This is a genomic window from Psychrobacillus sp. FSL K6-2365 (assembly GCF_038003165.1).
Classification (GTDB): domain Bacteria; phylum Bacillota; class Bacilli; order Bacillales_A; family Planococcaceae; genus Psychrobacillus; species Psychrobacillus psychrodurans.
In genome coordinates, this window is the sequence record NZ_JBBOOO010000001.1 from 3,217,325 (window position 1) to 3,231,441 (window position 14,117).

16 protein-coding genes are annotated in these 14,117 nt (G+C 34.2%); 1 reads left to right on the forward strand and 15 read right to left on the reverse strand.

The window, feature by feature from the left end; genetic code table 11:
* From MKY29_RS16115 to MKY29_RS16155, 9 genes are all read right to left on the reverse strand, one after another.
* A complete protein-coding gene (locus MKY29_RS16115) occupies nucleotides 1–930 on the reverse strand; it encodes a PLP-dependent cysteine synthase family protein (protein ID WP_340880279.1) in 930 nt (309 codons plus the stop codon).
* On the reverse strand, nucleotides 930–1,400 hold the full coding sequence (locus tag MKY29_RS16120) for an S-ribosylhomocysteine lyase (protein WP_241599005.1): 471 nt from the start codon (nucleotides 1,398–1,400) through the stop codon (nucleotides 930–932). Before MKY29_RS16120 ends, MKY29_RS16115 begins: the two co-directional genes overlap by 1 nt.
* 12 nt (nucleotides 1,401–1,412) lie before the next feature.
* On the reverse strand, nucleotides 1,413–2,051 hold the full coding sequence (locus MKY29_RS16125; RefSeq protein WP_340880280.1) for a class I SAM-dependent DNA methyltransferase: 639 nt from the start codon (nucleotides 2,049–2,051) through the stop codon (nucleotides 1,413–1,415).
* 354 nt (nucleotides 2,052–2,405) lie between these two features.
* Complete coding sequence (locus MKY29_RS16130) at nucleotides 2,406–3,623, reverse strand: amidohydrolase family protein (RefSeq protein ID WP_340880281.1); 1,218 nt, start codon at nucleotides 3,621–3,623, stop codon at nucleotides 2,406–2,408.
* Nucleotides 3,624–3,762: 139 nt separating this feature from the next.
* A complete protein-coding gene (locus tag MKY29_RS16135; RefSeq protein WP_445677896.1) occupies nucleotides 3,763–4,467 on the reverse strand; it encodes an ankyrin repeat domain-containing protein in 705 nt (234 codons plus the stop codon).
* Nucleotides 4,468–4,505: 38 nt separating this feature from the next.
* Nucleotides 4,506–5,195 carry a response regulator transcription factor gene (locus MKY29_RS16140; protein WP_241598999.1) on the reverse strand — a complete coding sequence of 230 codons (690 nt, stop codon included), beginning with the start codon at nucleotides 5,193–5,195 and terminating at the stop codon, nucleotides 4,506–4,508.
* On the reverse strand, nucleotides 5,173–6,669 hold the full coding sequence (locus tag MKY29_RS16145) for a sensor histidine kinase (RefSeq protein WP_340880282.1): 1,497 nt from the start codon (nucleotides 6,667–6,669) through the stop codon (nucleotides 5,173–5,175). The genes MKY29_RS16140 and MKY29_RS16145 overlap by 23 nt, the downstream gene beginning before the upstream one ends.
* A gap of 113 nt (nucleotides 6,670–6,782) precedes the next feature.
* Nucleotides 6,783–7,757, reverse strand: coding sequence for a DUF4822 domain-containing protein (locus MKY29_RS16150; RefSeq protein ID WP_340880283.1), 975 nt, complete (start codon nucleotides 7,755–7,757; stop codon nucleotides 6,783–6,785).
* A 359-nt stretch (nucleotides 7,758–8,116) separates the two neighbouring features.
* Entirely contained in the window at nucleotides 8,117–8,875 is a 759-nt protein-coding gene (locus MKY29_RS16155) for an SDR family NAD(P)-dependent oxidoreductase (protein WP_090566651.1), read from the reverse strand.
* 147 nt (nucleotides 8,876–9,022) lie between these two features.
* On the opposite strand from MKY29_RS16155, the gene MKY29_RS16160 reads away from it, so the two are divergent.
* Complete coding sequence (locus tag MKY29_RS16160; RefSeq protein WP_340880284.1) at nucleotides 9,023–10,273, forward strand: helix-turn-helix domain-containing protein; 1,251 nt, start codon at nucleotides 9,023–9,025, stop codon at nucleotides 10,271–10,273.
* Between the two features lie 268 nt (nucleotides 10,274–10,541).
* Here the strand turns inward: MKY29_RS16160 and MKY29_RS16165 are convergent, their stop codons facing one another.
* The 6 genes from MKY29_RS16165 to MKY29_RS16190 all read right to left on the reverse strand — a co-directional run bounded on the left by MKY29_RS16165 (nucleotide 10,542) and on the right by MKY29_RS16190 (nucleotide 14,116).
* Nucleotides 10,542–11,042 carry a GNAT family N-acetyltransferase gene (locus tag MKY29_RS16165; protein ID WP_241598994.1) on the reverse strand — a complete coding sequence of 167 codons (501 nt, stop codon included), beginning with the start codon at nucleotides 11,040–11,042 and terminating at the stop codon, nucleotides 10,542–10,544.
* A gap of 382 nt (nucleotides 11,043–11,424) precedes the next feature.
* Nucleotides 11,425–11,781 (reverse strand): putative zinc-binding protein, encoded by a 357-nt coding sequence (locus MKY29_RS16170; RefSeq protein ID WP_340880285.1) that lies wholly within the window; start codon nucleotides 11,779–11,781, stop codon nucleotides 11,425–11,427.
* Between the two features lie 132 nt (nucleotides 11,782–11,913).
* Nucleotides 11,914–12,828, reverse strand: coding sequence for a tetratricopeptide repeat protein (locus MKY29_RS16175; RefSeq protein WP_340880286.1), 915 nt, complete (start codon nucleotides 12,826–12,828; stop codon nucleotides 11,914–11,916).
* Between the two features lie 251 nt (nucleotides 12,829–13,079).
* Nucleotides 13,080–13,316: a hypothetical protein gene (locus MKY29_RS16180; RefSeq protein WP_340880287.1), complete on the reverse strand. Its 237-nt coding sequence runs from the start codon at nucleotides 13,314–13,316 to the stop codon at nucleotides 13,080–13,082.
* Between the two features lie 48 nt (nucleotides 13,317–13,364).
* Entirely contained in the window at nucleotides 13,365–13,493 is a 129-nt protein-coding gene (locus MKY29_RS16185; RefSeq protein WP_340880288.1) for a hypothetical protein, read from the reverse strand.
* 74 nt (nucleotides 13,494–13,567) lie between these two features.
* Nucleotides 13,568–14,116, reverse strand: coding sequence for a hypothetical protein (locus MKY29_RS16190; RefSeq protein WP_340880289.1), 549 nt, complete (start codon nucleotides 14,114–14,116; stop codon nucleotides 13,568–13,570).
* Nucleotide 14,117: the final 1 nt, after the last annotated feature.

Consider the following 14,117-nt stretch of genomic DNA (forward strand, 5'->3'; position numbering starts at 1 on the left):
TTATTCCTCCTTGAATAGTTCATAAACCTTCTGACTTAAATACCGTTCGCTCGAATCTGGAAAAATCGTCACAATATGACTTCCTTCTTTCGCTATCTCTGCTTCCTTCATTGCAGCATGAAAAGCAGCTCCAGAAGAGCTTCCGACTAGTAAACCTTCACTTTTTGATAGTACCCTTAATTGTTGAAATGCTTCCTCGTCGCTTACGGTATGGATTGCATTAAAATACGAAGTATCCATGAATTCCGGTAGAAACTCCATTCCTATTCCTTCTGTCTCATGAGACCCTGATTCTCCACCATTTAATATAGATCCAACCGGCTCAACAATAACAGTTTTAATCGATTCTTTTTGCTTTTTTAGATATGTTGAAGTACCCATAAAAGTTCCACCAGATCCAGCACCAGCAACAAAGACGTCAATTTCACCATTTAAATCACGCCATAATTCCGGTCCTAATGTCTTCGTATACGTAGCTGGATTTGCAGGATTAGAGAATTGAGAAGGAGAGAAAGCATTTGGTGTTTCTGCTTCTAATTCAGCCGCTTTTTTTATAGCCCCCTGCATGCCTAACGCTGTATCTGTATTTACAATCTCAGCCCCCAATGCACGCATCAGTGTTTGCTTTTCTACACTAAATTTCTGTGGAACAACAAAAATAACCTTATATCCTTTGCCAATAGCAGCCAAAGCAACTCCTATCCCTGTATTACCTGCAGTTGGTTCAATTATTGTTCCACCTGGCAAAAGCTTTCCTGACTTTTCTCCATCTTCAATCAAAGACAAGCCTAATCGATCCTTTACACTGCCTCCAGGATTAAGATATTCTAACTTGGCGAAAATTCGGCAATTATTAGGAATTGGTATATGTTTTATTTCCACTACGGGGGTGTTGCCTATTAAATCTTGCACACTACTAAATATGTTCATTATGCTTCCTCTATATAAATTTGACGCCATTCATCTTTTTTAGCTAGCATTTCAGAAGCTATTTCTTTCGCACCATCTAAGCTGTGACTTGCAGCCCAACCACATTGGACTTCATTGCAAGCTGGAACCTCTGTTGCATTTAAAACATCCTGTAATGTTTTTTCTAAAATTTCAAGGATTTCATCAAAATTGTCATGATTGATGACAGACAAATAAAAACCAGTTTGGCAACCCATAGGGCTAATATCCACTACTTGATCTGTGTGGTTGCGGATATTCTCAGCCATTAAATGCTCTAAAGAGTGGAGGCCTGGCATTTCCATATGCTCTTTATTTGGTTGTTTAAAACGAATATCGTATTTAAGGATTTCATCCCCATTGTTTCCTACTTTAGTTCCTGCAAGGCGTACAAATGGTGCTGCTACTTTTGTGTGATCTAAGTTAAAGCTTTCTACATTCATTTTTTTCATGAGTATCACTCCTTATTTTTTTGTTGCGTCCATTAACCAAACATAATCATTCATTTTCACAAATTCTACTTGAAACCCTGCTTCAGTAAATAATTCTTCTAATATAGGTATAGTCGTATAGTATTCTCTTTCTAGGTCTTCTACTACATCTAAAAAGCCACGGTTTCTTTCTTTAGAAATCTGTGCTTGCTTAGCTGCCTCTGTAAGAAAAACAGTATCTGCAAAAACAACCTTTCCATTTTTCGGTAGCAGATTCGCATATTTTTTTAGAGCTAAACCCTTTTCTTCATCTGTTAAATGATGGAACACATACGTACTTACAATTGCATCTATATGTTCATTTACTACTTTAAATTCAAGTAAATCCCCATCAATTACTTGAATAGAGGGAAAACGTTTAGCGGTTACTTCAAGCATTTTAATATTAGGTTCGATACCAATAACCGAAAAGCCTGCTTCCATTAGCTTCGCAGTTAAATTTCCAGTACCTGTTCCAAATTCAATAATAGTGCCAGACACACGTTGAGCTACCTCATTTAAAATAGTTTCATAGCCATTAAATACATCTCGATACTCAGGATCTTTACCAGAAACGGATGCATCGTAAGAGTCTGCCCAACCATCAAAAATATTGACAAATTCTCTTCCCATTTTTAGAACCCCTTTTTGAAACATATTATTCCTACCTGCATACTTTGTATTAGGCTTAATAGTATTAGTTATATCATATTCCAGCAAATTGTCAAATAAAAAAAAGCCTCTCTAATATATAGAGAAACTCTTTTGTTATTACACTGGGATAAAATTAGGAATTGCACGTATCTAGATGATGAATACAATTTATAGCAAAGAGTTCCTGTCCAACTGCGAGTCATTTTGATGGGTTATTTCCAATGAGCACACAGAGGGAGTTAAGTGATTAAAAATCTATGGATTGCACATAAGACCAATAGAGAAGATTTCTTTAACATGAACCACTTGTTCTAATTTGGTTAACGAGTTTTTTTAAAATGATCCTGCAACAATATTCCCATTGAAAAGAACAACTCGATTTTTCGACCTTCTAGCGACAGCTTCTGCTGAACAGCTGGCATCAACAAATACAACGCTTGCCTTATCGCCGACTTGTGGCCAAACTTGATTTCCTTCCTTATCTAAAGGAGTTATACCTCCCGTGATATAGCCTAACGATTGAGATAGAGATAATTCGTCAACATGGTGGTAAAGTTCAGCTAAACGTCCAGCCTTCTCTAAATTATCCCCATTGCCAAATGGAGACCAGTGATCTGTGAGGCTATCTGTTCCTAGTTCAACTTTCACACCTTTTTCTCGAAGCATTGGAATTGGCATAATAAGATTACCTATAGGTACTGATGAGGTAATTGATATACCTAGCTTAGCAAATCGTTCAGCAAGTTCTGCAGAACCTTCACTCGACTCTCCAGCAAAACCAAAGGCATGACTTACGGTTACTTTTCCATGCCATTTCGCCTCTTCTGTGAGATCTGCAAGACGGTTCATAGCTAACATTCCTAACGTGTCCCTGTCATGGAGGTGGATATCTATACCTGCATTTGCTTCTACTGCAATATCCATGATTGTTTGTAATGATTTTTCGATATTATCATCAACACTCCCTGGATCAACACCACCAACTATTGTTGCTCCTTGCTTTAATGCTTGTCTAACTTGGGCAACAGAATTAGAGCGTAAAAGTCCATGTTGGGGAAAAGCCACAATTTCATGGGAAAGCTTTCCTGAAAAATTCTCTAGTGCTTGCATTGTTGCTTCTAGATTTGACAATCCAATAACCGGGTCTATGTTACAGTGAGTACGTACATGTGTCGAACCAAAACCAAGTAAAGTCTCCAATATTTTTTCTGCTCTGTACTGGGCAGTTGGTAAAAGTTTTGGCAGTAGTTCTTTTTCCTCATCGAATTTATCAAAAATACTTGTAGCTGGTTGTATTGCCTTCCATGGACCGCCGTAATAAGTTTTATCGATATGTATGTGCATTTCCTTAAAAGTTGGTAGCATTAGCATTTGGTTTGCATCATATTTTATTAGATCGTCATTCATATTCGTGTCGAAAGGAACAATATTCTTAATCTTGCCATCTTCCATTCGAATATGACAGATCTCTGTTAAAGTGCTTGAAATTACACCATTTTCATATTTATAACCTTTTTCTAGTCGAACGTTTTTTATCCAATAGTTTTCCATATTCTTCTCCTATCCATTAAGTATTTGTAATAACAGTACCCCAAAATTACAACAACTTCACCAGAGCAGACTGCGTCTACAAAAACCATATTTACAACAGTTAAAGACCTATTTAATATAAATAGCTACCAAAACTTCATCACTCCGCCCCAGCATGCAGGAGAATTTGTTCAATTTCTTCAAAACCTCTATCTTTCGCATGTTGAAGTGGAGTGACTCCTCTTGAGTCGGATATGTTCACATCTGCACCATGTTCAATTAATAACTCTATTGTTTCCTGGTGTATCTTACCACCTTCGCTTAGAACAATCGCTTCCATCATGGCAGTCCAACCTAAATTATTAACAAGATTCACATCGATATCGGTGTTCTCTAGAAGTTCCCTTACTACTTCCACATAGCCATGTTCTGAAGCAGGAATAAGTGCTGTACCACCGTATCTATTTAAAAGGTTTGGATTAGCACCCGCGTCAATTGTCATCCTTAAAATTTCTATGAAGCCCTCTGCTCCTGCATATAAAAAAGGATTGTTTTCCATATCATCTTGAATGTCTAGATCTGCACCATAATCGATTAAGACCTTTACTGTTTCTGGATCGTCCGCATAAGTTGCAGTCATGACTGCAGTTCTACCCTTATTGTCTATAATATTTATATCTATCCCTGACTCCAATAGACTCTTAATCTTAGAGACATTTCCATGTTCTGCTGCTTGAAAAAATTGTTCATTCACTTTGTCCCCATCTACCTCTGGAGAATTGTCAATTTCATTCGATTCTTTCGTGTTTTGACACCCTATTAAAAAGAATAGAATTATGAATAAAAGTAATACTTTTTTCAAAATCACCTTTTTCTCCTCTTCCTATAAGGTATTTTTCATATTTACACAGAAAATCGATAACCTGCACCCCATACAGTTTCAATAAACTGAGGATTTGCAGGGTCAATTTCAATTTTCCCTCGTATTTTTCGGATATGGACAGTTACAGTCGTAGTATCTCCCGTTAATTCAAGTCCCCATATTAACTCAAAAAGTTCTTCCTTACTAAAAACACGATTTGGACGTTTCGCAAGAAATGCTAGTAGATCAAATTCTTTACCGGTTAAATTGACTTCACTATTATTTACATAAACTCTACGTGATGTCTCATCAATTCTTAATCCTCTGATACATATTTCTTGTTTATCTTGTTGCTTATTACCACTTAAACGGTCATAGCGCGCTAAGTGTGCCTTTACTCTAGCAACAAGCTCACTTGGACTGAACGGTTTAATCACATAATCATCTGCCCCAAGACCGAGACCTCTAATTTTATCGATATCTTCTTTTTTAGCTGAAACGATTAAAATCGGTATATCCTTTACTTCCCGTACTTGTCTACAAATTTCAAAACCATCTACATGGGGTAACATAAGATCAATAATTATCAAATCATATTCAACCGTAAGCGCTTGTTCGAGACCTACCTTTCCTGAGTCAACTAGGTTAACCTCATAATCATTAATGACAAGATAATCTCTTTGTAATTCTCCAATGCTAGGGTCATCCTCAATAATTAAAATTTTTTTCAATCCGTTCACCTCTTTTTTTGACATATTTAAGTGTGAAGTAAATGTCCGTTCCTTTACCTAATTCACTCGTTGCCCAAATTTCTCCACCGTGCTCACAAATAATTTGTTTTGCAATGGCTAAACCAAGACCACTTCCACCTGTTGTAACATTTCGCGCACTATCCTCGCGATAAAATCGATCAAAAATATACGGAAGAGCTGTAGGTTCAATCCCATTGCCGTTATCACTAATTATAATCTCCATATTTTCACCTTTATGGGCTACAGAAATTCGTAAAAGCCTTTCTTCATTTTTCATATGTTTTATGGAATTTTGAATAATATTGGCTAAAACACGCCTTAATTTTTCCCTATCAGCTATCACCAACTCTTGAAAATTATCCAAATGAACATTTAATTGTACTTGGATACCTTGTTCTTCAAGATCCCAGCTTAGTTCTTCAATGAAGTGCTCGATATAACGAACAATATTAATTTCTTCAAAGTTAAATTGGATCTTTCTAAGATCAAGCTTTGAAAAAAGAAATAAATCATCAATTAGGGAATCCATATCAGACGCTCTTCTGTAAATCGTTGAAAGATATTTGTCCATTTTTTCGGGAGTATCAGCAACCCCATCTTTAATTCCCTCTACATATCCTTTTATGGCCGTAATTGGAGTTCTCAAATCATGAGAAATATTTGAAATAAGTTCCTTACGGTTTTCTTCGTATTTCAACTGTATGTCTACTGATTCTTTTAATTTTTGACGCATTTCTTCAAAAGCCATACTAAGCTGTCCAATTTCATCCTTTGTAATTGCAGTCATTTTAAAGTTTAAATTTCCTTCACTTATTTCTTCTGTCGCAAATTTCAATGAATCTAAAGGTTTTGCGATACTTCTAGTAACCAAGTAATTAAGTATTCCATTAGTTACAATTAATAAAAGGAGTAAAACACCAGCTAATATAGGAAATAGATTCTTTGATAATGCTGCATATGGGCTAACTTTTTTTATGACAAATATGCTACCTTCTTCTTTATCTTGATAATAAAAGTCAAATTTAACATAAGAAAAATAATATTTTCCAAAACTGATCGTATCTCTAACATTTATATTGGAAGGCTCAAAGGAAGGAAGGTCATTTGCACTTGTTATCGAGATTAGCGTATCTGTCTTATAAATCATTTCATCACCTTTACGGATAATAAGACCAGCTGGTACATCTTTTAACATCTCATCATATAACTTTAAAGGACCTTCATTTAATAATTGATTTGGTTGTTTTTTCGCTAAATATTTTAAGTCCAAAAACACATTTTCTTCTTGTGCTGTTATCGGCTTATGCGTGTAATGATTTGCAAATAAATGTTTTACACTACCTATATCCCCTGTAATCGCTAAAATCATCAACAATCCACTAATTATAAAAAGCCCCATTGTTACAACTAACATGGCTGTATAGGATAATAACATTCTCATACGGATTGACATGCAATCCCTCCTAAGAGTAAAAATAGTCGTATTGATAGGAAAAATTCTCCAAGTTTTGTGGCAACTTCCTGTGCCAACCTAAAAAGGGAACGGAAATCACCGTTCCACTTTAACTATATAGTAAATGTTGGTTTAAGGTCACCTTTATAAGATTCATGCTCAACGAATACGGTTATATCCTTGCCATCTTTGTCTTTACCAATTCTTTTATACGTAAACTTATTATTATTTAGTTCGGTAATTTCAAGAGTGGCACCATACTTATTATCTCCAACTGAAACATGAGCTCTAACTTTATTTTCGTGTACAATATCGAAGTAGCCATAATCACCACGACTTTTTCCTGTTTCAATGTTAAAAAATTCATATTTATTTGTTTTGTCATCGAATTTTGCCAGACTTATATACATTAAATTATATTCTGTTACATCATTGCCCTCTTCATCTAATACCTTTGTTCCGTTCCAAAGTGTACTACCTAAAACTTTATCTCCATCAACGTCTTTAACAATATCTCCAGTAGTAGTGTTCAACTGCTTGTCAGAATCAGTAAAAGAAAGTTCTTTCTCTTTATAAGGAACATGTTCAACGAATACCTCTACGTCACTGCCGTTAGCATCTTTGCCCATTCTTTTATAAGTAAAAACATCTTCATTTAACTCTGTTATATCAACAACAGCCTGGTAATTCATCGACTCTGATATTAATATTCTCTTCGTCCCATCATTAGTGATAAAGAAAGTTCCTTTATCACCACGACTTTCACTTGTCATAGCATCAAAAAATTCATATCTTCCTGTTTTCAAATCATATTTAGCAAGACCGATGAAGTTTGTGTTTTCTTTTGTTAAGTCATTATTATTTTTATCATAAACCTTTGTTCCTTGCCAATTTGTGTCACTAAGAATACTAGCCATTTCTTGCCCATTTGTTACCTTATTTTCTGACTTGTTCTCCTCTTCTGCAGTTTTAATTTCATTACTTTGCGTTTCTCCCTCTTTTTTAGCATTTTCATTCTCGTTTGTTTTTGATTGACAGGCTCCAAGTAGGCCTATACTTGCAATAAGTAATATTAATAGCTTTTTCATCTTAATTCCTCCAAATTATCCAGCATTTCTACTGTTATCAATTTACACTTATTATTCGTCGACGTAATTATATTGTATCCTTTAATACTTAACTCCCTGAAAACAAAGTCTTAAGAAAGTATTAAATGTTAATTAAGAAAGAATATTATATACAAAATGTGTTTTTCTTAAGAATAAAAAAAAGGAATTGCCGCAGCAACTCCTTACATTATTTGAATAACAAACTTCCAGCATGTGTAGTCAGTTTGATGAATATTGTACCCAGCAGAAACTTTACTAAATAAAATTCACCCTTTTCCTGATAGGTGAAATAGGTCTCTAATTTCTTATTGCTAAAAGAGAAACACTTAAATTCTAGACTATAATGTTAAACCGCCATCTACAAGAACAACCGAACCAGTCATATAACTTGCTTTGTCTGATGCTAAAAAAGCTACCATTTCAGCCAGTTCATTCGGTTCAGCATATCGCCCGATTCTCATAGTTGAAATCTCTTCTGGAATGTAACCACCCTCTGCAAACTGATCAGCAACACCAGCGGTTAAAGCTGTTTGAACTCCACCTGGACAAAGTGCATTAATCCGAATTCCTTTATTTGCATATTCTAACGCAGCACCCTTTGTTAATCCTATAACCGCATGTTTGCTTGCAGAATATACAGCTACACTATGCTCTGGGCGAATTCCAGCTGTAGAAGCCGTGTTAATAATCGATCCACTTCCTTGCTCTTCCATAACTTTTAACACGTATTTCAGTCCTAGAAAGACCCCTTTTACATTGATATCCATAATACGATCAAATTCAGATTCTTCCACTGTAGTGAAAGGCGCGAACCTTTGGATTACACCTGCATTATTGAAAAATATATCTATTTGTCCATATACTTCTAACGCTTTATTTACATAGTTTTGCACATCTTCACTTTTAGATACATCAGCTTGAAAGAAAATTCCCTCTCCGCCCTGTTCTTTGATTAATTTTAATGTTTCTTCCCCTGTTTCCTTATTGTAATCTACTAATACAACAGTTGCGCCGTTTTGAGCAAGCTTCAAACTGCTTGCTCTTCCAATTCCACTTCCAGCACCGGTAACTACTGCAATCTTGTTTGTTAATTCCATGTTTAGCTCCCCTTTAGTTATAATATCTTACATCCTCTATATTATTGCGTGTAAAGAATTATATATTGTAGTATTTTACGTATAATGGTACTTTTTTAATATTATTAAAACACACGGTAAAAAAAGTGAGAGGAGAATATAAGATAGATGAAAATATTCAAAGAAGATTTACAATATATTTGTCAGCTCATTTATGACATCCATCAAATCCCTGTTTATTATGTCAATCAATTTGGTGAGTTTGAATATGAACTTTCAAAAAATGAACTGCGTAACAATCCATACTATGAGCAATTCAAAGAGCAGATTAGGTTATATAGTTATGAGGAGGATCCACATGATTTCCCCATTTTCTTCTCGAATTCAAATCTGAACTGTTTCTTTATCAATCTTAAAGAAAATAATCTTTTTTTAGGGTCAATTATTGTTGGCCCTACGTTGGAATCAGAAATAGAAGATGAAGAAATCAGCAAAGTTTTGGATATTTTCAAAGGAAATACAAACAAAGGGAAGCTCATTGACTACTATCAAGCCGTACCAATTATTGATAAGAAAAAACTTCTAACGGCTAGCCTCTTGGTTTATTATTTAGCTTACCGCAAAATGTTAGATGAAACGATTGTTCTTCAAAATAATAAATCTTTAAACGTAATCATAATTGAATCCGAGGAACTGGAACTTGAGCTTTCCAAAGGGAGAAGAAATTTCATTTTTCATTCAAATCTTTCATATGAACGAGTTTTGCTTGATTATGTTAGAAATGGACGTATAGATAAATTAAAAGATACCTTTGATTACTCTATTGTTGGTGAGGCAGAATTGGGTTTATTATCGAAACGAAATCGCTTGAGAAGTGAAAAAAATTTAATGATAACTGGAGTTGCACTTGTCTGCAGGGCTGCTATTGAAGGCGGCTTAAATGAGGAAACAGCATTTACCTTAAGTGATTTTTATATTCAACAAATCGAGGAATTAAGAAGCCTAAAGACGATATTGAACTTAATGGAAGAAGCTATAATAGATTATACAAAGCGAGTACGACAATTGAATGTAGAAAAGTATTCTGCAACAATAACTACATGCCAAGACTATATTTATAAGCATCTGTATGGGGACATTACACTTGATCAACTTGCCAAAATATGTAGTCTAAGTCCTAATTATTTATCATCTCTTTTCAAGAAAGAAGTTGGTATACCAGTAAGTGAATATATTCAACGACAACGAATAGATGAAGCGAAAAGACTATTAGAGTTAACGAAGTATTCAATTTCAGAAATAAGTACTTGGCTAAATTTTAACGATCAAAGTTATTTTATAAAAACTTTTAAAAAATATACTGGTTTAACCCCAAAGCAGTTTAGAAATAATCATGGTATGGATATTACTCCAACTTGATTGGAGAAGAATATTTCCAAACAAAAAGAGCCTCTCTTAAAGAGAAACTCCTTTCGAATTACAATGGGAAAAATTGGAAATGCAATCATCATGATGATGAATATAACTATTTGTAAGGGAATCCCCGCCTTGATAAAATCAAAGAATTTATACCCTCCTGCGGTCATTACTAACGCATTGGTTGAGATGTTACAGGAGTTGCAAATGCCATGCTCGATGAAACAGCAATTGCGAAAGAAATGGATTTTGCATGTTGTACATAAGAGATTTAAACCATTTCCTTATTGTAAATTGCATTAATAGAATCCCAATCAAGTGGCCTTGACATACTTACTTCACTTTTCTCCACAGACTTGAAACCAAATTGTTCGTAAAGTGTATGAGCATCTCTTGTCGCCAAATGAAAACTAGTGCCTTTCAATTTCGGGTTCTCCGTAATAATAGTCATTAACCATTTGCTTAGACCATTCCCCCTATACTCAGGAAGTATAAAGACATCTCCTAACCAAGAATATCGCACAAGATCTGATACAACACGAGCAAAACCAATTTGTTTTGGAGAACCCTTAGTTGGATCGCCATCATAAACACCATAGCATAGAATAGAGTTGTCAATTGATGCTTCTACTAGTTCTTTTGAAGTTCCTTTTAGCCAATAGGATTCTTGACTTAAAAAATTATAGATAATATCAATATCCAAGTATTTTTTGTCTGTACTTATATAAAAACCATCTTTACTAACAAACTCAATATCTGCTTTCCAAACCATTTATACTCCCCATTTCCATCTCTATTTAAGTCAATTTGAAAAAAATATTAAAAAGTGAAATCCGAACAACATTGGAATCTCCAACGCACTTTCGTGTCTCGATGCTAGCTAAACCGTAGAGAAACAGGCTACTCTTTCCGCATCAGTCAGTAGGTTCAACTTTTAAATCGAATAATAAAGTAATAATTTTTGTTCTTAATTAAACCTACTAATTATGAAATTGACTCATTTATTATAATATTATAAATAGGCTTAAATATATATAGAATATTCATATTAATACATTTCTTCCTGATCTTACCCAACATTAAAAGAAGTATCTATCCTTTGTTTCCTGAATAGTTACTTCTTTTCTTAGTCTTCTTATGATGCACAGTGAAAATTAATGACTAAACTCTAATATTTTCGCGTATGCACTTTCAAATAGATTAGGGTCTGGGTCTGCACCTATTTTTTTAGGAACATCAAAGTTGTTTAGTAAAAAATGATGAGTCGGTTGAACATCATGTCTTGCAAGAGAATGCTTGCAACAGGCTAGTGGACAGCCATCTATAGCAATTATTTCTCTTCCTGATTTTGCAGTCCGAACTAACGGCTTAACATCTCCCCCAACACCTGCAATACAAGACATTTCTGCAATATTCTCGCGATCCATTCTTATAGCGATTAAGTTAGCTGTTTGTGCTGCAGAGGAACACCCAGAACATGAATAAACAATTGGTAAATCCGATTTTTTCATCTTAACACTACCCCTTACTTAGTCGAGCAAAATCTGGCCTTACCCGACATACTTTTATAGTGTTTAGTTTAATACAAGTATTTTTTATCAGCAGTGATAAGCATCACTTGTGTCTATAACGATTTATTTAACCTATTCTTGATAATCAGGGTGGTTATGTCTCTTGCATCCAAACAAATAACATGCCCCAGTAGTTGCAGGATCAAATTCTATTAAGGGAATATATCCAGATGACATTCGGTTAACCATATTCTCATATTCATTCTTTTCTTCTAGTAATTCTTTCATATGTGTTTCCTTATCGCTTTCTGTCCAATTATCATCACACTCTTCTTCATGAGCAGATTGGATTTCTTCAGCTTTATTTAAAATAGACTCTTGAATTACCTCATTGATGCGGAGATTATTATTAGTTTTAAATAGAGCGTAGACAAACCGGCTTACCCAATTAGGGGTCTTCCAGTATTCTTCCCACCCCTTTTCAAACCACTGAATTGCTTCTTTAAAACAGCCTAACTCAACATACAAATCGGCAACTTCCACCTCTCCTATAAAGTCATCTGCATCTTCACTAAAAGTATCTAGTTTTTCTTTTGCTTCCGTTTTCTTATCAAGCTCGATTAGACATTTAATATGATTGAACATAACAACATCCGAATTTCCTGCCACACGCAAGAAATAATCAGATGCTTCCTCTAATTCTTTTAAATAATATTTTGCAACTGCTAAATTCTGATAAGCTTCATTGGATGGTTGAATCGAAATTGCCTCTGAAAGTGCATCCGATGCGAGTTTCCAATGTTTTTGTCTAAGGTTAATTTCCCCTAATAAATTGTATGGAAAATAAGAAGCAGGCTTCATTTCTATTACTTCTTTCAATAATTTAAGTGCTTTTTGATCATCTTCTTCTTCGTAACTGTACATCCAAGCTAAATTATTTAATGATTGGATATTTCTTGATTCCTCTACTGCTTGTCGAAAAAGTTTTAATGCCTTTTCATATTCATTTTGTTCAAATAGTTCAAGAGCCTTTTGGTTAGTACTCATTTATTTCCCTCCACCTTCAAAGCACACCTAGTCGTAGTAGATTATTTTACATTAGATTTTTTTGATTGTGGTATATTTCCTCTTAAGTATCAAGTCACAAAAAAGAGTTTAATTAGTATATATATTGCTAAACACTCCGCATTAATGAATGGATTTTCATATAATTCGCAAAACTTTGTTTATATAACTATAGTTAAAATCATCATAGTTACCATATTATCTTCAATACTTCGAAAAAAGAGTTACCACAATTATTGGATACCTAGTGTTCTTCTTATAGGAATATCATTTATAATCGCTGTCGTAAGCTTTTTTAAGTTAGACGGTTGGGCATCAATGAGTTTCTTCTTTGTATTTATTTGTATTACAATAGGTGCGCTTATTGGCACAGCTATTTCAATGCTCACAAAAATTAAAACAGTGTAACAACCAAAAAGCAAAACGAGAATTCGTTTCGCTTTTTTGAAACGCTTTCTATTCCTGCTCATTCTTACATACAATCTACTTACTCTCACTTTACCACCAATTTATAAAAGTTAATTACTAATATATTTCTTCAAAATTGGCTCTAAGTATTCCTCTTTTAAAGAATGATCATTTTGTAAAAAGGAATGAACACTCTCTTTATCTAATGAAACTAACAGAAACTCGTTAAATTCTGGCAAGTCACCTTTTTCTAATATACTCTTATTATGTTTATCTAATAATACTTGTAATTCATCCGCAGTTAAATCAACCTTTAATTCAAATATGATAGCCCAAAATCATTTTTCCCTCCGCGCTTTATAAATTTTGGTCTAAAAGATTTTGTATAAGACTCATTAATTGATATGCCCATTTCTTCAATCAATTCTTTTTCGATACTTTTCTCCAAATTAAATAACGAACCATCTAAATCCGACTCGTCTAAACCACCGCCAGTAAATTGTAAGCGACCTGGTGTTGAAGTTTGTTTGTTCATTTTTCCGAATGCAATGTAATGGTCATTTGTTATAACAGCCGCACAAGTAAAAATTACTTTACACGGAAAATCAGTATTTTCGTGACGAATCGTATATAAGTAGTGTTTATAGTCTGTTTTTACTACCGTGATCTGTAATTCCTTAGGAGATTTAAAAATTTCGGTAGTAGTAAAAACTTCTCCATTACGAAAATGAGGATTTATCTTTACTTGCTCATTCCAAAACTGTTGATGTTGTTCTCTTATATTTAATGGTAATTCAAAAGGGATAGAATCATATTTAACAATTATTTTAGTTGGTGCTTCTTCAATTAGTATTGGCTTCATT